Consider the following 24186-nt stretch of genomic DNA (forward strand, 5'->3'; position numbering starts at 1 on the left):
CGTCGGTGGCTGTGACGTCGGGCTGGCGGCCCAGCCTGGGGTCGATCGCGCACCGGGCCGGCCTGGGTCTCGACATCACCTATCTCGAAGGCGGTGGACAAGCCGTTTTTCTCAATCGTGCATCGTTGACGAATGGCTCGGCAGCGGGCAATGGCAATGTCAGTGCGCGCGAGAAAGTCTTGTGGCGCGAGCATCAGGATGCAAAGGCGGCGCTGGTGAAGAGCGACCGTGAGCGGGATGAAAAACAAGGTAGACTTGCGCGCAATCGCGAACCCGGCAATACGGCGCAGTTGGCACGGGATCTTGCGCAGGCCGAGTCTCGATTCGAGGTGGCTCAGGATGGTGAACGTGCCGCGCGGCAGGAATGGGATCAGGAACGCAACAAGCACGAGCCGGTCCTGATCCGCAAGTTGCGAGACCGGCTGAGCCAGAACGCGTCCGTAAAACAATTGTTCGATCCATGGTATATGGACGCCGACACGACAGACAAGGTTGCTCCCGTTCCCAATGAGCAACGGCGCACAAACCCGAACGAACGCCTCCATAACAACCATCTTCACATTACTGTTCGCGAGCCGAAGATACTATGAAAAATCAGATTCTGGCCTGGATCATTGCTATATTTGCTCTCTCCGTACCCGCGACAACTACAAACGCTGCTGATCCAGAATCGGAAGCTTGGCTGGAACGGCCTTGGGAAATCCGCTATGTGTTATTCGCCGAAGAGGCGCCTCGTATGCAGATCGGAATAGCGCATTCAAAAAAATTTAATGCCCAACAGGCAGCGCGCGGGAAAGGAAAAATCTATCTCAGCGCCGACGCGTTGCTCACGCCCACGGTCATTTTCGCTGTCCCCGGCTCGCGGTCTGTCGGCATTATCTTGCTGACGTTCGACGCAGTTGGTCGAGTGACAAATCAGAAAGGTGCGCTCAGCAGCATGTCAGCGAAAAGGACTCGCCTTGATCGGCTGGTCCTGATTCACAACGATATTCCTGACCCAAACCCTTATCATTTCGGCTACTGGTCGCAGGGGATACCGGGCGACGTCACTTTTTCCCCGGCCGCTTGCAGCTCGGACGATTTTCGTCGTTACGAGACCGGCTGGAACATCGACAGTTACACCGGCAATTTCGGCTGTCGCGAATGGACTGCCCAGCTGTACGACCGCGCCCAGCCGTATATCGACGTGACCTCATATGCCACGCACGGCACTTTCATTGGTTCACTGACCGGTTGGTCGCGCTTCGAAGATCCGCCCAAACCGGTGATCGGACGCCACGGCACGACCTGGCTCTGCCTGCACGAATGCCCTGCGGGTGAAAAGCCCGGGGTGATACCGGATATCCGTGCATGGACCACAAAACACGGCTTCCCGATGCCGACGCGGCCATCGAAGCAGCCGCTCTATCCGAACGCGGACTATATGGACGACCTCAATGAATTCTGGCAGCAATGAAGTCGGCCTGTGCCGAACGTTTGAGTGGCGGCATCACCGTCTTGCGCAGGCTCAACCACCGCGCGAACCAGGCATCTAAAGTCGAAGTTTCGTAACGACAATTAGGGGCAACCAATGGCCATGCGCGCGGTGATCTGCAAGGGCGACCCCACTTCCCACGGTGGTGTCGTCCTGGAAGGCAATCTGCATTCAACTGCACAGGGGCGACCGATCGCGTCCAAGGGGCACATGACGCAATGTCCTCTGTGCAAAGGGAAGTTTCCGATCGTGGAGGGCCTTGCATTCCATACCCACGCCGGGATCGGGACAGCAGTGGAGGGCATGAAAACCGCGTGCGGCGCTGTCCTGATTGCCACGACGACGAAGGGCTTTTTGATGATCGACGACCAGTCCGAAGCCGCCACTGCAGCGGCAGCGCCGATCCACGCCGCCACGGCACCGGCCGCAGCGAACTTCGGCACGTTTCGCGCCGTTGACGAGGACAGCGGCAAGCCGGTCCCTGGCCTGCCATACCGTATCGAGTTGCCGGATGGTGCAGTTCGGCGCGGCGTGACGGATGCCGATGGCTTCACCGAGCGCGTGGCCGGCCATGACCCAGCGTCGGTCAAGCTGCATTGGGAAATCGACGGCACGGTCGAAGAAGCGTAGCGTCGACGACGGTGCATAAATGACCGACGCCACCCCAGATGCACGCTGCACTCTTTCACCTCAAGGCACCGTGACGACCGTCCGGGTTGGGTCGAAATGCAAGGTCAGCTACCAGTTCGACACCCGCGCGACCAGCGCGACGCTGGTCTTGCCCTACGTGGTGTCGATCGACGGCCAGGTTCTGCCCGAATATGCAGACAAGCCCGGCGCGCTGCGCGGCAAGCGCACGATCGATCTGCTCGTCAACCCCGGCAGCAAGGTTGCGCTCTTTCTCAACAGCGATGTGCACCCGGCGCACCGCAGCAATCCGGTGTACGCGCTGGAGGTCGGACGCGACGATGTACAGGTGAACATCGTCGAGAAAAAAGGGCGCATCGGTCACGAGTTGGCCACGCTGCGCGCGCCGGCCTGCCGCCAAGGCGCCACGCCGGGCAAGCGGTTGCAAGTCTACGACGCGGCGCTCACCGGGGATATCTGGATGCAGATATCCCACCTTTACACGTCCGCTGAGGCAGACGCGCTGCTGCCGGCCGACACTGCCCCGGTGATCCGGGCTGCAGTACGCAGCATCTACGTCGGCCTGCCGCGCCCGGAACTGAGTGTGAAATTCGCCGCGAGCGACACCAATCCCTCGCTGACGCTGCGGGTCGTGTTTCGCGATTAAATGCAGGGCAATGTCCGCGATAACACCACACACTGTCCCTGGCTTACCGGCATCCTGCCGCGTACCCACCCGTGCGCGTTTGCTGCGCTGCTCACGGAAGCACACGCCGCCGGCGTGACGTCGGTGGCTGTGACGTCGGGCTGGCGGCCCAGCCTGGGGTCGATCGCGCACCGGGCCGGCCTGGGTCTCGACATTACTTATCTCGAAGGCGGCGGGGAAAGCGTTTTTCTCAATCGCGCATCGTTGACGAACGGTTCGGCGGCGAAGAATGGCAATGTCAGTGCGCGTGAGAAGGTGCTATGGCGGGAGCATCAGGAAGCTAGGGCAGCGTTATTAGAGGGTGAGCAGCGGATCCGAATCGCGCGCAGTCGCGCATCTGGCAATGAAGAGCAATCGGCGCTGGAGTTGGCCAATGCAGATGCCCGAATTAACTCTCTGCGAAACCAAGAAGACCTTGCACGAAGGGCGTGGAATGCTGAGCGCAATCTCCACGAGCCCGGCCTGATTCGCACGCTGCGCGACCTGTTAGGCCGAAATGGATCCGTCAAACAGCTCTTCGATCCGTGGTATATGGATGCCGATACGACAGACAAGATTGCGGCGGTCCCCAATGAGCAGCGGCGCTCAAACCCGAACGAACGCTTACATAACAATCATCTCCACATTACTGTCCGCGAACCGAAGATCCTATGAACAACCAGATTGCGATATATGGCATGGCGATACTCTGCCTTTTTTTCGTGCCGCCGTCGGCTGCAGGTGCTTCACTCGTAACACAGAACTGGCTTGAACGACGTTGGGAAGTCCGCTACGTGTTACTGGTCGATGAGGCATCGACTTTGCGAAGTGGCGTCGTGCAATCCCGAAAATTTAACTCACAACAGCGTGCTCGGGGCAAGCATAAAGACTATCTAAGTGCTCGCGCATTGTTCGTTCCAAATGCCACGTTTGCCGTTCCGAACGCACGGGAAATTGGCGTCGTTCTTCTGACTTTCGATTCAAAAGGCCAAGTTACCAATCAGAAAGGATCCCTGGGGAAATTGACAGCCAAAATAACAAAATTATACGAGTTGGATTTGGTGGGAACTCAGACAGATCAACCGGAAGCTTATCATTTCGCGTACTGGGCACAGGGAATTCCTGGTGACGTAACGTTCTCTCCGGCGGTTTGCAGCTCCGAGGATAACCGCCGCTACGTGGCCGGTTGGGACGTGGAAAACTATATAGGTAATTTTGGCTGCCGCGAATGGACTGCCCAGCTCTATGACCGTGACCAGCCCTACATCGACGTCACTTCGTACGCTTCGCGCGGCGCCTATATTGGCGCGCTCACCGGCTGGTCGCGCTTCGAAGATCCTCCTAAGCCGGTGATCGGACGCCAGGGCAAAACCTGGCTCTGCCTGCACGAATGTCCGGCGGGTGAAAAGCCCGGGGTGATACCGGACATCCGCGCATGGACCACAAAACACGGCTTCCCGATGCCGACGCGGCCACCGAAGCAGCCGCTCTATCCGAACGCGGACTACATGGACGACCTCAATGAATTCTGGCAGCAATGAGGTCGTGCCTTGACGCTTAGTCGTCCTGCCGCACGCAGTCGACGAAGTAACCGCGCTTGCCATCGACCTCGCGCTTGACCAGGCCGTGCACATCGGTCTCGAAGCCCGGGAAGCGCTCGTTGAAGTCACGTGCGAAGCGCAGGTAGTCGACGATCGTGCGGTTGAACCGTTCGCCCGGGATCAGGAGCGGAATGCCTGGCGGGTAGGGCGTGAGCAGGATTGCCGTGATGCGGCCTTCGAGCTCGTCGATTGCCACGCGATCGATCTTGCGGTGCGCCATGTGCGCGAACGCGTCCGACGGCTTCATCGCCGGGATCATGTCCGACAGGTACATCTCGGTCGTCAGGCGCGCCACATCATACGACTTGTAGAACGTGTGGATCTCGGTGCACAGGTCGCGCAGGCCGTGCATTTCGTAGCGCGGATTGGCCGCGGCGAACTGCGGCATCGCGCGCCACATCTGCGCGTTGCGGTCGTAGTCGTCCTTGAACTGCTGCAGCGCCGTGACGAGCGTGTTCCAGCGGCCCTTGGTGATCCCGATCGTAAACATGATGAAGAACGAATACAGCCCGCACTTCTCGATGATGACGCCGTGCTCGGCCAGGTACTTGGTGACGATCGAGGCCGGGATGCCGGTCTCGCCGAACTGACCCGACAGATTCAGGCCCGGCGTGACGATGGTCGCCTTGATCGGGTCGAGCATATTGAAGCCCGGAGCCAGGTCGCCAAAACCGTGCCACGATTCTTCGGCGCGGATCATCCAGTCGTCCTGCGTGCCGATGCCTTCTTCCGAGAATTTGTCCGGGCCCCAGACCTGGAACCACCAGTCGGTGCCAAAGTCGGCATCGACCTTCTTCATCGCGCGGCGAAAGTCCAGCGCTTCCAGGATCGACTCTTCGACCAGGGCAGTGCCGCCTGGCGCTTCCATCATCGCGGCGGCGACGTCGCACGAGGCGATGATCGAGTACTGCGGCGAGGTCGAGGTGTGCATCAGGTACGCTTCGTTGAAGGCATCCTGGTCGAGCTTGACCGACTGCGATTCGCGCACCAGCACTTGCGACGCCTGCGACAAACCTGCAAGCAGTTTGTGCGTCGACTGGGTCGAGAAGATCATCGACTCTTTCGCGCGCGGACGGTTCTGGCCGATCGCGTGCATATTCTTGTAGAAGTCGTGGAACGTGGCATGCGGCAGCCACGCTTCGTCGAAGTGCAGTGTGTCGATTTTACCGTCGAGCATTTCACGCAGCGTCTCGACGTTGTAGACCACGCCGTCGTAGGTCGACTGGGTGATGGTCAGGATGCGCGGCTTCTTGTTGACGGCGTCACGGGCGAACGGATTGGCTTCGATCTTGCGGGCGATCGATTCGGGCGTGAACTCGGACAGCGGAATCGGACCGATGATGCCCAGGTTGTTCCGGGTCGGCATCAGGAACACAGGAATCGCGCCGCACATGATGATCGAGTGCAGGATCGACTTGTGGCAATTGCGGTCGACGACGACGATGTCGCCCGGCGCCACGGTCGAGTGCCAGACCATCTTGTTCGAGGTCGAGGTGCCGTTGGTCACGAAGTAGCAATGGTCGGCGCCGTAGATGCGCGCGGCGTTGCGTTCGGACTTGGCGATCGGACCCGTGTGATCGAGCAGCTGGCCGAGTTCTTCGACCGCATTGCAGACGTCGGCGCGCAGCATGTTCTCGCCAAAGAACTGGTGGAACATCTGGCCGATCGGCGACTTCAGGAATGCCACGCCGCCCGAGTGGCCAGGGCAATGCCACGAGTACGAACCATCGTAGGCGTAGTTCACCAGCGCGCGGAAGAACGGCGGCGCCAGGCTGTCCAGATACGACTTGGCTTCGCGGATGATGTGGCGCGCGACGAATTCGGGCGTGTCTTCGAACATGTGGATGAAGCCGTGCAGCTCCTTGAGCACATCGTTCGGAATGTGGCGGCTGGTGCGCGTTTCGCCATAGATGTAGATCGGGATGTCCGCGTTCTTGTGGCGGATTTCCTTGACGAAGGCGCGCAGGCCGACCAGCGCCGAATCGGTGTCTTCGAGCGAGCCGCTGCCGAATTCCTCGTCATCGATCGACAGGACAAATGCCGATGCGCGCGACTGCTGCTGGGCGAACTGGGACAGGTCGCCATAGCTGGTCACGCCAACGACCTCCATGCCTTCTTGTTCCATCGCCGCCGCGAGCGCGCGAATGCCGAGGCCGGAGGTGTTCTCCGAGCGGAAGTCCTCGTCGATGATGACGATGGGGAAACGAAATTTCATGGACAGCTCCAAAGCGAAGCGCCGTGGGCAGCAGCCGCGCCACATCGGATCATTCCGAAGTGGTGCAGGGCCGCCGCGCACGGCACCGTAGAAAATGAGTAGCGGATTTTCGCAGAAATTGCGGGTTCCGGTGCAGGTTTTTTTGCCAGGTTTTTTGGCAGCTTCTCAGCTGCCTCATTTGCAAGATTAACCACTCACGCGGATCGGTGTCGCACCCTAGCTATCCAGGCGGCGCCCGGCGCGCCGGCACCCCTCGGTCAGCAGCGCGGCGGCCAGCGCCGCGCCCAGCGGGACGGGCGACAACGCGGTCGTTGTGCCCTCCAGGAACGCGAACAGGCCCAGCGTGATGCCGAAGGTGGCAACGGCGCCGGTCAGGGTCAGGAGCCACGTGCGGCGCGCCAGCAGCGTGACTGCGGCCAGCGAAATCGCGATCTGCTGTGCCACCGACGCTGCAGACCACTGGCGCTGGCGGTGCAGCGCTTCTTCGGAGCGCCGGTTCCAGTCGCTTGAAGACGCTTCCCAGCGCTCGGCCTCCTTGCGGATGACGACTTTCTCGACGCGATAGCGCTCGGCCTGCTGGGTGTAGCGGCCAGCGTCGACGCCGGGCAGCGTGGCCGCCAGTTCGGCCAGGTTCTGGCGGCTCGACTTGGCCTGGTAATGGGCCCACGCGTTGGCGGCGCTGGTTTTTTCCATCGCTGCCGTCGTCTTGAACAGGCTGGCGTCGTTGTGCGCCGAGCTGCCGAGGAAGGCAAACAGCGTGCCCACCGTGGCCAGCACCGCGATCAGGACGGCAATGCGGCCGGCAAAGCCGTCGCCGCCACGCGAACCAGGGGCGCGAGACACGTCGCTCATGGCGCGCCTTTGCCGGCGCTGCGTTGGTAGGTGACGTAGGCGTAATCGAACCCGGGTTCGTCGGCTTGTTGCGGCTGGTGCTGCGCGTCGCGCGCGGTTTCTACCCACACGGCAGGGTCGATCGGCGGGAAGAACGTGTCGCAGGTGAAGCGGTGATCGATGTGCGTGACGATCATGGTGTCGGCCAGCTCGAGCGCGGCATCGAAGATCTGCGCGCCGCCGATGATGCTGGCCGGGGCGCCGTCCAGTAGCGCGATGGCCGCTTCCAGCGATGCGGCACGCTCGACGCCGTCGTGTGACCAGTCGGCATTCCGGGTAATGACGATATTGCGCCTGCCCGGCAAGGGACGGCCGATCGAGTCGAACGTCTTGCGGCCCATGAGCACGGGTTTGCCAAGCGTGACGCGCTTGAAGTGCGCCAGATCGTGCGGCAGATGCCATGGCATGCGGTTATCGATGCCGATGCCATTGTCACGGTCAATAGCCACTACCAGGGTCAGATGCGCGGTCATGGCAGAGGGCGCGCGATGGTCGCGGCATTGGGAGCTGGCATCTGGGGGTCCTGTGGGGTCTGAGGAATCAAGAACTTGCATGATACCAATATTTATACATTTTATCGACAGCAGGTGCAGCAACCGGCAAGGTTTGCGCGGTACCGACAACAGGGCAGCTCACCCAACGGCGGTGGCGACGTCGACAGGGGTGTTCTCGCTGACGGGCAGAGCAACTGTGCGCCGCAGCACGCGAAACGGTAATAAAAAGTAAGCAGTATGTACCGTCCCCGTTGGCCGGGGTAAGGTGACCGCTGGATTGATTCCGGTCGGAAATAGCTGCTCGGTGCATGTAAAACTGCGAGTGACAAGCGTCCATCGACCATTCGGAACTTATGCAGAAAACGGCAACACAATAACGATAAGAGTGCTGCTTGCGACGCGGAAATTTGCGTTGCTAGTTGTAATTTATATATTTTGCTGCGCCGCGTCAAAACTACTGACTTTAGAGCTCAATTAGCATATAGTCTATTTATGTTATTGATGTGCATCAAGTGATGCAAAGATAATTCTTGCATTATTCCTTGATGAAGTCGGTTTCATTTTTTCTTTTTGAGTAGTACGCGTTGCGCGGCGCTGCAGCAAACAATTGGATAGGGAAGCAAATCCAGCTTCTGCGGCACGCATAAGGGGCGATGTTCGGTAGCCGTAGAGCTACCTGCACAACCAGGCCATCGCGCTTTGTCGTAGTCGCAAGCGTTCCCGCCGGGGGCTCACATGATGGCGAGCCTGGCGTTGGAAATTTGCGCACCTTATTCAATTCATGATGATTGGATCTGTCACGATGAAAAACTTCGACCCTGCTGCCGTTGTAGGCGAACACGATAAACATCGATCGCCGGATGCCGCTGGCGACCTTGGTTCACTGCTGAAAAAGGGCAGCGCACAATCCTCGGCCAGATACTGGCTGCCGTTCTTCATCAATCTTCTCAAAGTCTCCGATGTCGTCGTCCTGCTGGTGGCAGGCTTCGGTGGCTTCTTCGTGCGCTTTGGCCTCGACGCCAGGCTGTCGACGGCCGGCCACCTGTTCATCTATCTGAGCACGCTCGTCATCATCGTGTCGCTTCACTGCGCGCAGGCCTACCGCGAGCGCGAGATCCTGTCGCTGAACTCGCTCGTGAGCAAGCTGGGTCTGGGCTTCTTCGGCGGTATTTCCCTGATCATGATCGTCGGCTACCTGTCCGGTACGCTGTCGGGGTATTCGCGCGTCTGGGTCGCCACCAGTGCCTGTGCCTGGTTTGTGCTGCTGCTGGCGAACCGCGTGATTCTCACACGCCTCATCTACCGGGCGCGCACGGCAAACATGCTCGACGAGTCGATCATCATCGTTGGCGCCAATGAGCGCGCCGAACTCATCATTAATGAGATCAAGCGCAGCGGGCACGCCAACATCCGGGTGCTGGGCGTGTTCGACGACCGCGTCGAGCGGGGCATTCCATCGTCGCTGCTCCCGCACATGCTCGGTTCCACGTGCACGATGCTCGATTACATTCGCGGCAATCCCGTTGATCGTGTCGTGGTAGCGCTACCCTGGCTGGCAACGGAGCGGGTCGAGGCCCTGCTCACGAAGCTGCGCACCGTGCCCGTCAGGATCGACCTGGTGCCGAACAACGTCGTCTGGCAATTCCCATCCATTAATATGGAGCGGCTTGCAGGCGTACCGGTGTTGACCATTGCCAACAGCCGCATTGGTGAGCAGATGGGCCGTCTGAAGCGGGCCGAAGATCTCGTGATTTCCAGCATCCTGCTGGCCCTGGTCAGCCCGGTGCTGGCAATCATCGCTCTCGCCGTCAAGCTCGACAGCCCTGGTCCGGTGATTTTCAAGCAGCGGCGCCATGGTTTCAACAACCAGGAATTTGAAGTCTGGAAATTCCGCTCGATGAAGGTGGACGACTGCGCCAGTGGCGAGGTCAAGCAGGCGACGCGCCATGACAGTCGGGTCACACGCATCGGTGGCTTCCTGCGCCGCAGCAGCCTGGACGAATTGCCGCAGCTGTTCAACGTGTTGCTGGGCCATATGTCGATCGTCGGTCCGCGGCCCCATGCGATCAAGCACAACCTGGAATTCGGCGCGATCATTTCGGAATACTACGCTCGCCATAACGTCAAGCCGGGTATCACCGGCTGGGCGCAGGTGAACGGATTCCGGGGCGAGACGGATACGCTGGACAAGATGCAGCGCCGCGTCGAGCACGATCTGCATTACATCGAGCACTGGTCGCTGATGCTGGACATGAAGATCCTTGTCATGACCGCGTTTTCAGTATGGTTCCACAAGACCGCATATTGAGATCCCCGGAGTACGCGCCGCTCCCGGCGCCAGCTCCGTCGCCCGGATTGCCATCGCACTGCCCCCGACATGCCATTTCAAGCGCGCGTAACGAACGCGTGTTTACGGGGTGATGTATTAGAATTGCAACTTCTCCTGATAAAAAGACATGTTTACCGATGTGGTTGAGATTGTCTTGATTGCCTGATGCAAGAAATGTACGGCGTGCGTGTGTTGCAAGCGAGCATGAAGAAGCGTTAAAAATATTATTTGTGATTGGATTCTTCTTGTACTTACTGCCAAGCTGCGAACGTCACACTGGCTCTCTCGCAACGGGGTCGCTCCTCCGGCTGCCGGCCAGCCGCCTTTGCGCGAGTCTGACCAGGGCAGGGTGCGTGGCGCTGGTCTGTTCCTTGTCCAGCATGCCCGCGTTGGCTAGCACCCTTCGGCCGTTTGTCAGTGCCGGCGTCGAGCATGACGACAACCTGTTCCGCTCGTCCAACGACGAGACGACCCGGTCGGCGGCGCGCGGCGACACCTACCGCAGCGCCGGTGGCGGTGTGCGCTTCGAGCGCCCCGTCAGTCGCCAGTTGATCACCGCGTTCGCAGACTTTTCGTCCGTGAAGTTTGACCGTAACAGCCAGCTGGACTATCTCCGCAAGGACCTTCGCGCCGACTGGCACTGGTTTGTCGCATCGCGTTTCGACGGGCATATCGGTGGCTATTACCGGCAGGAGCTGGCATCGTTTGCGGATTTCGACGTTGTCCAGCGCAATCTGCGGGTGAGCAAGAAGCAGTACGCAGACGGCCGGTATCGGTTCCACCCAAGCTGGCAGTTGCGTGGCGAAGTGTCGAAGGAAGAATACGCCTACGAGCTGGCCTCGCAGCGCGCCAGCGACCGCACCGAGGATGCGTGGGTAGCGGGCTTTGACTATCTGGCACGCAGCGGCAGCACGGCCGGTTTCCAGTTGCGCCGGCTGGAAGGCAAGTATCCGAACTGGCTCACGGTCGGCAGCACGGGCAGCATGATCAACGGCTATGACCAGGACGAAGCGAAGCTCAATGTCCTGTGGCTGGCGACGGGGAGTACGCAAGTGCTGTTTCTCGGCGGCTGGGTCCAGCGCAAGCAGATGGGCCAGGCGTCGCGCGACGACAGCGGCACCAATGCGCGGCTGATCGTCAACTATACGCCGGCAGGGCGCGTCAAAGTCACCGGCCAGGCCTGGCGCGAATTTGCCGCCATCGACGGCGCGCTGATCGGCAGTGCACTGGCAAATGGCGCCAGTGCGCTTGTGACCTGGGAATTCTCGGCAAAAATCCAGGCCGAGCTGGACGTGCGCCACGAACAGCGCGAATTCAAGCCGTTCGGTGGGGCAGCTACGCCGGTCGTCGTGTCCGATCTGGCCAGCGACAGCCGTGACACGAGGTCATTGGCACTCGTGTACAAGCCACTGCGCAATATCACCATCAAGGCGCGGGCGTTCCAGGAGCAGCGCTCGGGCAGCCTGGCCGCAGGAACCAATAGCTACAAGGCAAATGGCGGATCCATCAACGCCACATTGCAATTTAACTGAGATGCGGCACGGAATGGACTGCACCGGCGTTATGCGCTGTCGCCGTCACGAATGATTGATTTGAATTGCACTATTGACACTTTGTGAATGGAATGAATTTAACATGAAACAAATCTTGCTTGGTATCTTTGCCATCTTGCTGGCATGGAACATGGGGAGTGCACACGCCGATGAGCTGGTGCTGGGCGGCGGGGACGTCGTCAAGATTTCGGTGTTCGGGAACCCCGATCTGGCGGTGGAGACACGCGTGAGCGAATCGGGCTTCATCACGATGCCGCTGGTCGGCCAGGTCGCCGTTGCCGGTCTGTCGAGTGCGGCGGCAGAAGCGAAAATTGCCAGCATGCTCGAGCGCGGCAACTTCGTGAAAAAGCCCCAGGTGAACCTGTTGATCACTGCACTGACGAGTCAGCAGGTGTCGGTGCTTGGCCAGGTCAAGAAAGCAGGGCGCTATGCGATCGATGGTCGCCGTAGCGTACTCGACATGCTGGCACTGGCGGGCGGCATCGACACCAACGGTGGCGATATCGTTACTGTCGTGCGTACGCGTAACGGCAAGGTCATGAAGGATGCGCTGGATACGGCCGAGGTGATGCGCACCGCTGACATGGCGGGCAACTTCGATCTGCAGGGTGGCGACGTCATCTTCGTCGAGCGCGCGCCCCGTTTCTACATCTATGGCGAAGTGCAGCGGCCGGGCATGCTGCGTCTCGAGCGCCAGATGACGGTGCTGCAGGCGCTCTCGGCCGGCGGCGGTCTGACTCCCCGCGGTACCGAGCGCGGCCTTCGCGTCAAGCGTCGCGACGCGAGCGGCAAGATGCAGATCATCAGTGTGAAGGGCGACGATCTGCTCCAGCCCGACGACGTCGTGTACGTCAAGGAAAGCCTGTTCTGACCATGCGCCGTCGCCCTGTCGACACAGCGTCGCGGGTAGCAGCGCCATTGCACCTTATTGAAAGCCAACCATGAACCCAAGCCTGTTGTTACTCGCCCTGCGCGCACGCTACAAGATCGTGCTGCTCGCGCTCGGCGTGACGGTGCTCGCCGCCGTCGTCTTCAGCCTGATGCAGCCTAAAAAATACGTCGCCACCGTGGCGATGGTCGTCAATTACAAGGGCGTCGATCCGGTCACCGGCCTGAGCGCCCCAGCGCAGCTGATGCCCGGCTATATCGCGACCCAGGTCGACATCATCAAGAGCAAGAGCGTCGCGCTGAAGGTCGTCGACGATCTGGGGCTGGCCAATGCGCCAGACGTGCAGGCGCGGTTCCAGAATGCCACCGGTGGCAACGGCGGTACGCTGCGCGAGTGGCTGGCCGATTCGCTGCGGGGCAATGTGGACGTGGTGCCGGCGCGCGAAAGCAGCGTGCTGACGATTAACGTCCGTGGCACGGACCCGCAATTCGTGTCGAAGGCAGCCAATGCGTTCGCCAACGCCTACCTCGATGTCAGCGTCCAGCTCAAGACCGATCCGGTGCAGCGCGCCAGCAGCTATATCACGGCCCAGAGCAAGACCCTGCGCAACCGCTACGAGCTCGCGCAAGCGCGGCTGTCGAAGTACCAGAAGGACAACAATATCTACAGTGCCGACAACCGCCTGGACGTCGAGACGGCGCGCCTGAACGAGTTGTCGAGCCAGCTGGTGGTCGTGCAGAGCCAGAGCATGGATGCTGCCTCGCGCCGCAGCCAGGTCCAGGGCAATACCAACAGTTCGCCCGACGTGATGAACAATCCGGTGGTGCAGAACCTGCAAACGAGCCTGTCGCTGGCCGAAGCCAGGTTTGCCGACATCTCGCAGCGCCTGTCGTCCAACCACCCGCAGTACAAGGCGGCCGAGTCTGAAGTGGCCAAGCTGCGCTCGAACCTGGAACAGCAAAAGCGTAATTCGTCCAGCAGCGTGGTGGCCTCGGCCGACATCAGCGAGCGCCGTGAAGGCGAACTGCGCGCGGCCGTGGCAGCGCAGAAGAACCGCGTGCAATCCCTGAACGGCGCCCGCGACGAATTCAACCTGCTGACCAACGAGGCGGAAAACGCCCGTCGCGCCTACGAATCGGCCAGCCAGCGCCTGAACACGATCAGCCTGGAAGGCGAATCGAAACAGGCCGATATCGCGGTGCTGAGCGCTGCCACACCACCGCTGCAGCCGGCCGGTCCGCGCGTGTCGCTCAACATCGTGCTGGCGATCATCGCCGGAACGATCCTGGGCCTGGGCGCTGTCCTGGTGCTGGAATTGCTGGACCAGCGGATCCGTTCGGCCTCGCACCTGGTCGATGCGTTCGGCCTGCCGATGCTGGGCGTGATCCAGAAGCCCCGCGTGTCGTCCAGGACCAAGAAGCCGTTTTCGAAGCCGCCCGGCGCCAAGGGCACGGGCAACATGACGCTGCCAACGTAATGGCGCATCAGCATATTGACCAGCATGGAGCGTCCACGATGAATTCCACTACCCCCGCCGTCGCAATGACGGGCCATTCCGCACGTGGCGAGCGCGCCGCCAGCCACCAGTCGCACGATTCGATTGGCGCCATCCTGATCCGCAACGGGCGCCTGTCGGTGGCCGACGCCGACAAGGTGATGCGTGCCTCGATCGAACGCAATCTGCGCTTTGGCGATGCCGCTGTCGAGATGGGCCTGTTGACCGCCGCCGACATCGAACTGGCTCTGTCGCGCCAGTACGATTATCCGTATCTGCTGGCCGGTCAGAGTGCCATCAGCGACGAGGTGGTTGCCGCTTACGAGCCGTTTACCGCGCGCGTCGAATCGCTGCGCGCGCTGCGCAACGCTTTGCTGTGGCGCTGGTTCGAGACGGGCGACGAGCGCCGCGCACTGGCGATCACCAGCGCCCAATCGGGCGATGGCCGCAGCTTCCTGGCCGCCAATCTGGCCGTCGTGTTTTCGCATCAGCATCAGCGCACCTTGCTGATCGATGCCGACCTGCGCGCGCCACGGCAACACGCGCTGTTTGGTCTGGAAAACCGCGCCGGCCTGTCGGGCGTGCTGGCCGGGCGTAGCGGGCACGAGGCGATCCAGCGCGTTCCGGCGCTGGTCGATTTGTCGGTCCTGACTGCCGGCGCGCTGCCGCCAAACCCGTCCGAGCTGCTTGGCTCACCGGCATTTGGCCGCCTGCTGCGCGAACTGGGCGCCAATTACGACGTGATCCTGATCGATACCCCGGCCGGTGCCGAGTATGCCGACGCCCAGGTGGTTGCCAGCCGCGCCGGCGCCGCCGTGATCGTGGCGCACAAAAATCATAGTCACTACAAGAAAATGCGCGACCTGGTGGACCTGTTGACCGATGCGCAGGTGCATCTGGTGGGAACCGTGCTCAACGAGTACTGATCGATGATGACGAGCCGCCTTTTTATCCACCGCCAGCGCCATCTGGCGCCGACGCATCCTGTGCCACGCTGCGCGTTGATGGGCATGGTGCAGGGTTGAGCGTGCGAATTGCGTATCTGATCCTCGCGCACGACCAGCCGGCGCATTTGCAGCGCCTGGTGGAGCATTTGACCGCGCCTGGCGCTGCATTCTTCGTGCACATCGATGCGAAAGCCGATCTGAACGCGTTTGCCGGACTGGTGCCGGCCGTTACGTTCTGCAAGCGTCGTGTGAATGGCGCCTGGGGCGATATTTCGCTGGTGAAGGCGACGCTCGAACTCATGCAGAGCGCGACGGCCGAGGCGGGGCGCTTTGACCGTTACGTCTTGCTGAGCGGCGCCTGCTATCCGCTGCACACGCCCGCGTATATCGAGGCGTTTTTCGCTGCGCATGGCGACACCGAGTTCATCGAGACGTTTGCGCTGCCCGATACGACGTACGGCAAAACGCTGGAGCGTATCGCACGCGTGTCGATCCGCAAGAGCAAACCACTGGGGCGCTATCGCTGGCCGCTGCAGCATTTTCTCAATCGCGTACTGCCGCTACGCGACTACCGCAAGGTGTTGACAGGCGACCTGGTGACCGGGTCGCAGTGGTGGTGCCTGAGCGACGCCGCCGTGCGGCATGTGCTGGATGTGACGGCAAGCGCGCCGCAAGTGTACCGGTACTGCAAGTTGGTCGATTGTCCCGATGAATTCTATTTTCAGTACATCCTGTGGAATTCGCGGTTCCGGCCACGCATCAGCCACAGCCTCACATTCACCCGCTGGACGCCCGGCAAAACCGGGCCCGACATGCTCGACGCCAGTTATCTGTCGCAGTTCGAGGGACCGGTCGTCTACGCGTCGCAGTATAAGAACAGTCCCGGCGAGCGGCGCCAGGTGCTGTTTGCGCGCAAGTTTTCCCAGGCATCTGCGCCCCTGCTCGATGCGATCGACGCCATGGCGGCAGGGCGTCAGCCCGCCATGCGTGGCGAACAAGAATCAGCTCTCACTAAGGTAAAGAATGGCACGAATTGATATTTTACTGCCGGTAAAAAACGGCAAGGACTACCTGGCGGAAGCGATCGACAGTGTCATCGCGCAGACCTATACCGACTGGCGCCTTCTGGTGCTCGATCACGGTTCGACCGATGGCAGCGTTGAAATGGCCCAGGCCTATCGTGCGCGCGATTCGCGCATCGAGGTGCATTCGTTCCCGCAGGCGAAAGGCTTGTCTGGCCTGTTAAATTGTGGCATCGACATCGCCGACTGCGAGTTCATCATGCGGCACGACGCCGATGACATTTGCTTGCCGGACCGCATGGCGCTGACGCTGGCCGCGTTCGAGGCGCAGCCCGAATGCATCGTCGTCAGCGGCCAGGCCGACGTCATTGACGCCGCCGGTAACAAGCTCGAGGATCTTCTTCTGCCGGTAGGCACCGCCCGCATCGGTGCCGCCAGTCTGTTCCGTAATCCGGTGTCGCATCCAGCCTCGACACTGCGGTTTGACCCGGTCCAGAAGATGGGTGTGCGCTACGGCGTCGATATTCTGAAAATCCTGCCCGAGAACGAGCGCATCGATGTGCCGTCGCTGGCGGAAGACTACTTCCTGTTCGGCCAACTGGCCATCCTGGGGAAGGTGACCAATCTGCCACAGAAACTGCTCAAGTACCGCTGGCATGGCAAAAACGTCAGCATCACCAGTTTTACGGAACAGATGGAAGTCTCGCTGGCGATTTCGCGCTCGCTGACGCGCTCGTTCTGCACGATGCACAACCTGCCATGGTTCGATCCGGCGCCGTTCTGTAATCACGGCGGCATCCTGATGGACGTCGGTGGCAAGCGCAACTTCGACGCCGAATTCGAGAACATGGCGCACAGCGTGCGCAAGGTGTTCGGCGCGTCGCCCGAGATCGAACGCGAACTGCGCTATCGCAAGGCGATTTCGACCCGTAACTGGGCTTCGCTGCTGTGGCGCTACAACCGCTTCCGTTCCGGCGATATCACGGAAACCGGTGAGTGGCACGCAGTGCGTGGCTGGCTCGTGCGCCAGTATCCGGGCAAGCGCCGCATCCGCGTCGCGCCTGAACTGGTCTAGTGGTAGCAAGGCATGTTGAACAGATCAGCGCAAATGCTTGACTGGCTGCGGCAGCCATTCGGGGTCTCGACCTGGACCACACTGGCCCTGGTCGTTCTCAGCCTGGCCGTCGGGGCCGTGATTCCCGCGTTTGGCGACAGCATGGGGTATGCGTTTGGCCGCCTTGCGGCCTTGCCTGCCTTGCTGCTGCTGGGCGTGCTGTTGATCTACGACTATAAAAAGCTGGTGCTGCTGATCCTGCTGTTTCGGTCCGTCGGCGACATGGTGCTGGAATCGACGCAGTTCGGGATCGGCAACGTTCGCATGGGCATTGGCGGGCTGATCAACCTGTTCGTGATCATCATCGCCTGCATGATGGTGATGGAAAAGCCGCGCGATTTTCCGGGCAAACTGGCCCGCTACTGGTTGCCGTTTCTCGTGATGATGAGCGTGGGTCTGGTGCTGTCGTATGAAAAGACCAATGCGCTGAAGATGTATCTGGGCATGCTGTCGAATTTCGCGATCTTCATCATCGCGATCTACATGGTGCGCACGAACGACGACTTCAACAAGGCGATCCGCCTGGTGCTGTATTCGTCGCTGCTGCCCACGCTGTATGCGCTCGTCGATGTCGCGCTGCACATGCGTGACGGCGGCTTTCGCCTGCAGTCGACGTTCTCGCATCCCAACGTGCTGGCGTTCTACCTGACACTGGTGCTGGTGCTGTGCCTGTACATGCTCAAGAGTTCGCTGTACAACATCACCCCGCGTGGCCGCATCGCGGTCTGCGTCTATATGCCTGTGCTGCTGGTCCAGCTGCTGTTGACGCAGACCCGCAGCGCCTGGCTCGCCTGTTTCCTCGTGTTCGTGCTGTACGCGCTGGTGTTCAAGCGCAGCTACCTGCTGTACCTGCTGTTGCTGCCGCTGCTGCTGTTCGTCCCATCGGTAAACGAACGCCTGATGGACCTGGGGCAGGGTAATGAAGTCATGCGCAATGCGCAGCTCAACTCGTTCGCCTGGCGCGTGCTGCTGTGGGAATCGGCGATCGGCTGGATGGAAACGCAGCGCCTGCTCCTGGGCTATGGGCTCGACGGCTTCGGCTACCACGTCGGCACCTTCTTCCCGGGCGACCGCACGATCCGGTGGGACGCCCACAACGTGTATGTGCAGTTCCTGTTCGAGATGGGCATCGTTGGCGTGCTGTGCTACCTGTGGCTGTACGCCCGTGTCCTGGGCACGCTGCGCGCACTGGCCCGCATCGATCCGGTGTCCGGGTTCCTGATGCTGGCCATCGTGGTCCAGTACCTGATCGTGTCGTTCTCGGACAATATGTTCCGTTACCTGGTGTTCAATTGGTACCTGTGGTTTGTCGTCGGCGGCGCGTGCGCGCTGGTGAACCTGCACGCGACTGCCAGGGCAAGCACGGCCAGAGCCGGCGCAGCACGCCACAGGGCAGGCAGGTCGAGCCTACCCGGCAATCATGAAGGAAAAGTATGAACATCGCCTACCTGGTGAACCAGTACCCCAAAATCAGTCACAGTTTCATCCGACGCGAAATCCTGGCGCTGGAGCGCCAGGGTTACAAGGTGCAGCGCCTGGCCGTGCGCGGCTGGAAAGACGAGCTGCGCGACGAGGACGACGTGCGTGAGCGCGCCCTGACGCGCTATGTGCTGCAGGACGGCGCGCTGGCAATGGCCATGGACGTGCTGCGCATGGCCGTCAAGCGCCCTGGCCGGTTTGCCAGGGCGCTGGGCCTGGCCTGCAAGATCGGCCTGCGCGCAGACCGCCCGCTGCCGCTGCACCTGATCTACCTGGCAGAAGCCTGCAGGATCGTGCCGTGGATGGCAGCGCATGGCGCGCGTCACCTGCATGCGCACTTTGGCACCAATTCCACCGAAGTAGCGATGCTCGCGAGGGTGCTTGGTGGCCCGGCCTACAGCTTCACGGTGCATGGGCCTGAAGAATTCGACAAGCCTGAACTATTGTGGCTGGGCGAAAAGATTCGCCGTTCGGCCTTCGTGGTCGCCGTCAGCTCGTTCGGCCGCAGCCAATTGTTCCGCTGGGCCGCTTACGCGGACTGGGCCAAGGTGCAGGTGGTTCATTGCGGGATCGATCCGGGCTTTCATGCCGTGCCGCCGCGGCCGAGCCCGGCTGCGCCGCGCCTGGTGTGCGTGGGCCGTTTGTGTGAACAGAAGGGCCAGATGCTGCTGGTGCGCGCGGTCCAGGCCGTGGTCGCCAAAGGGATCCCGATCCATCTGGTGCTGGCCGGTGACGGTGAAATGCGCCCCGAGCTCGAGGCGTTGATTGCCGCGAACAATCTGGGCAGCTACATCAGCATTACCGGGTGGATCAACGGCGACCAGGTGCGCGAAGAAATGCTGGCGGCGCGCGCCATGGTCTTGCCAAGCTTTGCCGAAGGCTTGCCCGTCGTGGTCATGGAAGCGATGGCATTGCGCCGCCCGGTGCTGACCACCTATATCGCCGGCATTCCCGAACTGGTGCGCCAGGGCGAGACGGGCTGGCTGTTCCCGGCGGGCGACGTGGACGCGCTGGCTGCAGCACTGGAGGCTTGCCTGACGGCGGCGCCAGCACAGCTCGAGGCGATGGGGGAGGCCGGTCACCAGCGCGTGCTGGCGCGCCACGCCGTCGACACCGAAGCGGCGAAACTGGCGCAACTGATGCGCCAGTCCATGGCTTGACGGCCCCGCGCGCTCAAGACCGCAATTTTAAGGCACTCCGAGAACACGATTCATGATGAGCTGGACAAGAGATATTTACATCAAGCTGCGCTGGCGCTTGAAGATGCTGGCGCTGCACGCCAAGATCGAACTGGACTGGTTGGCCCGAGGCCGGCGCTATGGTCGCGCCAAACGTTCCGGCGCCGGCGTGATCGTGTCGCTGACGTCCTACCCGCCACGTTTCGGCACCTTGCACCTGACACTGAAATCGTTGCTGTCGCAATCGCATGTGGCCGATCGGATCATTCTGTGGATAGCGCGCGCCGATATGGCAGCGCTGCCGCCGGCAGTGACCAGGCTGCGCGCGGCCGGGCTGGAAATCATCCCCTGTGACGACCTGAAGTCGTACAAGAAAATGATCCCGCTATTGCAGCAGGGCTGCAACGCGCCGATCGTCATTGCCGACGACGACGTCCATTATTGGCCCGACTGGCTGGAGCAATTGGTGCAGGCGCGCGTTCCGGGCAAGCTCGAGGTCATCGCGCACCGCATGCATCGCATCAAACTCAACCCCGATGGGCTGCCCGTTGCGTACAACGAATGGGAGTTCGAGACCGCCAATCGTGAAGCCAGCCAATTGAATTTCCCGACCGGGATCGGCGGCGTGCTGTACCCGCCAAATGTCTTCGGACCTGAAGTACTCAATGTCGAGGCGTTCACGGCGTATTGCCCGCGCGGTGACGATATCTGGTTCTGGTGGATGGCGGGGGCGAATGGCGCCACCTTCAAGCGCGTGCCCAATCAACAAGACATACATTGCTGGGAAGGGACACAGGAGGTCGCACTGTGGAAAGACAACCTGGGCGCAATGATGAACGATAACCAGATCCGGGCCATGATCGGCGCCTACGGCTTTACCGCAGAAAGAACCACCACCTGATGTCTGCAATGTCCAATGCGCGATGGCTGACGCTGTCGCAGGCTTCAAGAATCATCTTGCAGCTCATTTCCCTGACCATCCTGTCGAGGTTACTGCCGCCTTCCGAATACGGCTTGCTCGCCATGGCAACCGTCGCCACCAATTTCGCGTTTCTGCTGCGCGACATGGGCACTGGCGCCGCCGTGGTGCAAAAGGAAAACCTGACCGACCAGACAACGAGCACGGTGTTCTGGCTGAACATGGCGATGGGCTTGTTCCTGACACTCGCCCTCGTACTTGCATCGCCATTTCTGGCCGCGTACTTTCGTATCGACCGGCTGGCGCCGGTACTGTGCCTGTTGTCGATCGTGTTTCCGATCACCAGCGCGAGTGCCGTCCATCAAGCGCTGGTGGAGCGCCGGTCCGGTTTCAAGACGCTGGCGCGCATCGAGATCGTGTCGTCGGTCATCGGACTGACGGTCGCGATCACGCTTGCGCTTCTCGGCTACGGCGTGTACAGCCTGGTGTGGAATTCAGTGGTATCGGCGTTGTGCTCGTCCACGCAATTGTGGCTGGCAAGTCCATGGCGGCCGAAGAAGGTCTGGAGCGCCTCCGAACTGCGATCCTTGTGGGGATTCAGCGGCAATCTGACCGGTTTTAACTTCATCAACTTTTTCGCGCGCAATGCGGACAGCATGGTGATCGGCCGCGTACTGGGCTCGGTGCAGTTGGGTATTTACGGCCAGGCCTACAAAGTCATGATGTTCCCGTTGCAAAGCATGAGCTACGTCGCCGGCCGGGCACTGTTTCCGGTCATGAGCCGGCAGCAGGCCGAACGGGACAAGATGGCGCAGCTGTATTTTCGCGCGCTGGCCATGATTGCCACGTTGACCGCGCCCATGATGGCGGGTCTCTGGGTATTGCGTGAGCCGTTCGTCGCCATCGCACTGGGCAAGCAGTGGGCGCAGGTTCCCATCGTTCTGGCCTGGCTGGCCCCGGTCGGCTTTCTGCAATCGCTCATTTCCACGACCGGCTCCGTCTTCATGTCGACGGGACGCACCGATCTGATGATGCGGCTGGGTTTGCTGGGCTCGGTCCTGCAGGTCGGCAGCTTTTTCATCGGCGTGAACTGGGGTATCGAGGGCGTTGCTGCCTGCTATCTGATTGCCAATATTCTCAATGGGCTACCCCATTTCTATTACGCGACGCGGGAATTGCATACGAGCCTGGGAGCGTTGCTGCGCGTGATCTGGCAACCCGTGATGTTCTCCGGGGTGATGGTCGCGGTGATTTATCCATTGTTCAACGTGCTGTCGCGCGGCGGGTATGCGCCGCAGACGATCCTGATCATGGTCACGCTGACCGGCGCCGTGATCTACGGGGCATTGACCATGATGTTTTCGAAAGCAGTGGTGCAGAGCTGCAAACAAATGATTGGCATGAAAACCGGGTGATTGTGCCCGACATGCTGCCAGTCCCGCGCTGTTACACTTTATCGAGATCGACGACGTTCCTATGGAAAACCTGATTACCGTTTATATCCCCACCAAGAACCGCCTTGATCTGTTGAAGCGCGCCGTTAATTCCGTGTTGTCGCAGACCCATCGGCCGATCGAACTCATTATCGTGTCCGACGGTTCCGACGATGGCACCTGCGACTATGTGAATGGCCTGGACGAAAACATCTCGATCGCACTGATTCACAATGAGACATCGGTCGGCGCCTGTGCGGCGCGCAATCAGGCCATTCAAGTGGCCCACGGAGAATTCATCACCGGCCTGGATGACGATGATATTTTTCTGCCGCACCGACTGGCCACCTTTCTGGCAGAGTGGCGAAGCCAGCAGGAGAAGGGTGTGAGTTTCTCGTGCCTGTTCGACCGGCGCATCGTCAATGCCGGCGACAACGTTGCATTGTGGGACACCGAAGTGTCGGTATCCGCCGAACAGATCGTGCAATCGAACGCCGTCGGCAATCAGGTATTCACGACGCCGCAGCGCATGAAGGATGCGGGCGGCTTCGATCCCGCCATGCCGGCGTGGCAGGATTGGGATATGTGGGTTCGCTTGATCAAGACCGGTGGCCCGGCGTACAGCATTCAGGCCAACACCTACATCATGGATATTTCGCACGAGTTCGAGCGGATCACCAAGAAGTCGTCGGAAAAAATCATCCGGGCTGCGCACCTGTTTTATCAAAAGCATTGCCAGCGTGACGATCTCGCTGGCTTGCTCTATTCACTGGCGGGCTACGATCAGATCCGGCTGACGCTCAGGGATATGAGCGTCATGCTGCGTTCAAAACATGCCAGATTCGCGCTGCAGAAGATCCGCGCTGGCAAGTTCAGGATGTCGCTGGCCAGCTCTATCCGCTAGCGCGGTTCCACTGCTACCCTAAGCCTGGCGACCGATCAGTATCTTCACCTGGCGCTTGATCCGCGCCTTCGATTGCTCCCTGAAATGGCGCAGCCGGCCGACGACGGTCCAGAATGGACTGAGCTTGACGATTGATTCGGTCAGCCGGTAATAATGGGACGTAAACAGCTTGGCGTGGCTGCGCTGGTCCAGGATCGAATACACCAGGCCACTGTCGCGGCTATCGATGAGTCGATAGGGCTGCGTCGTGGTCAACCGATGAATGGCCAGTGTGTAGGCAACCGGCCCGGTCAGCCTGAACGTGCCATGGGCACCCGTGTCGTTTCGCCATGGCAGATAGCGATCGATATTGGCCAGCACTGACAGGATCACGGCGCGCAGGAACGGGTGGCCCGGCGCGCAGATAATGTGCCATTGCTGATACTCGCCCTTGGCGACATGCGCGATTTCCTTGTGCATGCCCCAGCCTAGACGGTCCAGATTGTCCGGGTCGTCCCATTGCCCCAACAGATACCGATCCGACGGCGCGATGAAATCGTCGAATGGGCGCGTCATCGTGCTCTTGATGTCGAGATAGGCGCCGCCGACTTTATACAGCAGCAGATAGCGAAAAAGGTCGGCGCGCGCCGCGCCGTAGTTTGGATTGATCCGCTCGTAATACCGCAGGATCGTAGCGCCGTAATTTTCCAGGATAAATTTCTTCATCATGGGCTCGGCGTACCGGATGTGCGTCCAGCCTGGATTGAGCGCCTTGATGCGCTCAACATTGTTGGCCAGCTCTTCGGTAAATGTACGCGCACCGAAAAAGCATTGATGTATCAGCTTCGGAATATGGTCACCCATGGCGAAGACGGGGACCGGGTATTTTTCACTGCGGTTTTCTATCGAGGACTTCGTATTCAACAAATCTTCTCCCATACCGGTTTCACGCTCTGCG

22 protein-coding genes are annotated in these 24186 nt (G+C 60.7%); 18 read left to right on the forward strand and 4 right to left on the reverse strand.

All coding sequences use genetic code 11. The features are described 5' to 3' along the window. The 6 genes from RCH14_RS21095 to RCH14_RS21120 form a co-directional block, all read left to right on the forward strand. A partial coding sequence (locus RCH14_RS21095) for a hypothetical protein (protein WP_343028060.1) occupies window positions 1-590 on the forward strand: 590 nt, incomplete at its 5' end. Continuing rightward, window positions 587-1456 (forward strand): hypothetical protein, encoded by an 870-nt coding sequence (locus tag RCH14_RS21100; RefSeq protein ID WP_343028061.1) that lies wholly within the window; start codon window positions 587-589, stop codon window positions 1454-1456. The genes RCH14_RS21095 and RCH14_RS21100, both read left to right, overlap by 4 nt. A 120-nt stretch (window positions 1457-1576) precedes the next feature. Next, window positions 1577-2104 (forward strand): PAAR domain-containing protein, encoded by a 528-nt coding sequence (locus tag RCH14_RS21105; RefSeq protein WP_343028214.1) that lies wholly within the window; start codon window positions 1577-1579, stop codon window positions 2102-2104. 19 nt (window positions 2105-2123) lie between these two features. Continuing rightward, a complete protein-coding gene (locus RCH14_RS21110; RefSeq protein ID WP_343028062.1) occupies window positions 2124-2768 on the forward strand; it encodes a hypothetical protein in 645 nt (214 codons plus the stop codon). After that, window positions 2769-3461, forward strand: a complete 693-nt coding sequence (locus RCH14_RS21115) for a hypothetical protein (RefSeq protein WP_343028063.1) — start codon at window positions 2769-2771, stop codon at window positions 3459-3461. It abuts the gene before it with no gap. Further along, entirely contained in the window at window positions 3458-4327 is an 870-nt protein-coding gene (locus RCH14_RS21120) for a hypothetical protein (RefSeq protein ID WP_343028064.1), read from the forward strand. Before RCH14_RS21115 ends, RCH14_RS21120 begins: the two co-directional genes overlap by 4 nt. Before the next feature lie 16 nt (window positions 4328-4343). On the opposite strand, the gene RCH14_RS21125 is transcribed toward RCH14_RS21120, so the two are convergent. The 3 genes from RCH14_RS21125 to RCH14_RS21135 all read right to left on the reverse strand — a co-directional run bounded on the left by RCH14_RS21125 (window position 4344) and on the right by RCH14_RS21135 (window position 7966). Further along, window positions 4344-6602, reverse strand: coding sequence for an arginine/lysine/ornithine decarboxylase (locus tag RCH14_RS21125; RefSeq protein WP_343028065.1), 2259 nt, complete (start codon window positions 6600-6602; stop codon window positions 4344-4346). Between the two features lie 216 nt (window positions 6603-6818). Next, window positions 6819-7454 carry a DUF4337 domain-containing protein gene (locus RCH14_RS21130; protein ID WP_343028066.1) on the reverse strand — a complete coding sequence of 212 codons (636 nt, stop codon included), beginning with the start codon at window positions 7452-7454 and terminating at the stop codon, window positions 6819-6821. After that, a complete protein-coding gene (locus tag RCH14_RS21135; RefSeq protein ID WP_343028067.1) occupies window positions 7451-7966 on the reverse strand; it encodes a dihydrofolate reductase in 516 nt (171 codons plus the stop codon). Before RCH14_RS21135 ends, RCH14_RS21130 begins: the two co-directional genes overlap by 4 nt. Window positions 7967-8789: 823 nt before the next feature. Between RCH14_RS21135 and RCH14_RS21140 the strand changes: the two genes are divergently transcribed. From RCH14_RS21140 to RCH14_RS21195, 12 genes are all read left to right on the forward strand, one after another. Then, a complete protein-coding gene (locus RCH14_RS21140) occupies window positions 8790-10295 on the forward strand; it encodes an undecaprenyl-phosphate glucose phosphotransferase (protein ID WP_343028068.1) in 1506 nt (501 codons plus the stop codon). A 374-nt stretch (window positions 10296-10669) separates the two neighbouring features. After that, entirely contained in the window at window positions 10670-11848 is a 1179-nt protein-coding gene (gene epsL, locus RCH14_RS21145) for an XrtB/PEP-CTERM-associated polysaccharide biosynthesis outer membrane protein EpsL (protein ID WP_343028069.1), read from the forward strand. Window positions 11849-11951: 103 nt separating this feature from the next. Continuing rightward, window positions 11952-12740, forward strand: coding sequence for a polysaccharide export protein EpsE (epsE, locus tag RCH14_RS21150; RefSeq protein WP_343028070.1), 789 nt, complete (start codon window positions 11952-11954; stop codon window positions 12738-12740). A 70-nt stretch (window positions 12741-12810) separates the two neighbouring features. Then, window positions 12811-14235 carry a chain length determinant protein EpsF gene (epsF, locus tag RCH14_RS21155; protein ID WP_343028071.1) on the forward strand — a complete coding sequence of 475 codons (1425 nt, stop codon included), beginning with the start codon at window positions 12811-12813 and terminating at the stop codon, window positions 14233-14235. Window positions 14236-14273: 38 nt separating this feature from the next. After that, window positions 14274-15179, forward strand: a complete 906-nt coding sequence (gene epsG / locus RCH14_RS21160) for a chain length determinant protein tyrosine kinase EpsG (RefSeq protein ID WP_343028072.1) — start codon at window positions 14274-14276, stop codon at window positions 15177-15179. A gap of 101 nt (window positions 15180-15280) precedes the next feature. Next, entirely contained in the window at window positions 15281-16237 is a 957-nt protein-coding gene (locus RCH14_RS21165) for a beta-1,6-N-acetylglucosaminyltransferase (protein ID WP_343028073.1), read from the forward strand. After that, the gene (locus RCH14_RS21170) at window positions 16224-17297 is read left to right on the forward strand and encodes a glycosyltransferase family A protein (RefSeq protein WP_343028074.1); all 1074 of its coding nucleotides are present in this window, start codon (window positions 16224-16226) and stop codon (window positions 17295-17297) included. Before RCH14_RS21165 ends, RCH14_RS21170 begins: the two co-directional genes overlap by 14 nt. Window positions 17298-17330: 33 nt before the next feature. Continuing rightward, window positions 17331-18773 (forward strand): O-antigen ligase family protein, encoded by a 1443-nt coding sequence (locus RCH14_RS21175; RefSeq protein ID WP_343028075.1) that lies wholly within the window; start codon window positions 17331-17333, stop codon window positions 18771-18773. Further along, window positions 18770-19975, forward strand: a complete 1206-nt coding sequence (locus RCH14_RS21180) for a glycosyltransferase family 4 protein (protein WP_343028076.1) — start codon at window positions 18770-18772, stop codon at window positions 19973-19975. The genes RCH14_RS21175 and RCH14_RS21180 overlap by 4 nt, the downstream gene beginning before the upstream one ends. A gap of 52 nt (window positions 19976-20027) precedes the next feature. Then, the gene (locus RCH14_RS21185; RefSeq protein WP_343028077.1) at window positions 20028-20894 is read left to right on the forward strand and encodes a hypothetical protein; all 867 of its coding nucleotides are present in this window, start codon (window positions 20028-20030) and stop codon (window positions 20892-20894) included. 8 nt (window positions 20895-20902) lie between these two features. After that, on the forward strand, window positions 20903-22327 hold the full coding sequence (locus RCH14_RS21190) for an MOP flippase family protein (RefSeq protein ID WP_343028078.1): 1425 nt from the start codon (window positions 20903-20905) through the stop codon (window positions 22325-22327). Between the two features lie 61 nt (window positions 22328-22388). Next, on the forward strand, window positions 22389-23249 hold the full coding sequence (locus tag RCH14_RS21195) for a glycosyltransferase (protein WP_343028079.1): 861 nt from the start codon (window positions 22389-22391) through the stop codon (window positions 23247-23249). An 18-nt stretch (window positions 23250-23267) separates the two neighbouring features. Here RCH14_RS21195 and RCH14_RS21200 read toward each other — a convergent pair whose 3' ends face one another. Next, complete coding sequence (locus RCH14_RS21200) at window positions 23268-24167, reverse strand: glycosyltransferase (RefSeq protein WP_343028080.1); 900 nt, start codon at window positions 24165-24167, stop codon at window positions 23268-23270. Window positions 24168-24186: the final 19 nt, after the last annotated feature.

This window comes from Massilia sp. MP_M2, assembly GCF_039123635.1.
Taxonomy (GTDB): domain Bacteria; phylum Pseudomonadota; class Gammaproteobacteria; order Burkholderiales; family Burkholderiaceae_D; genus Telluria.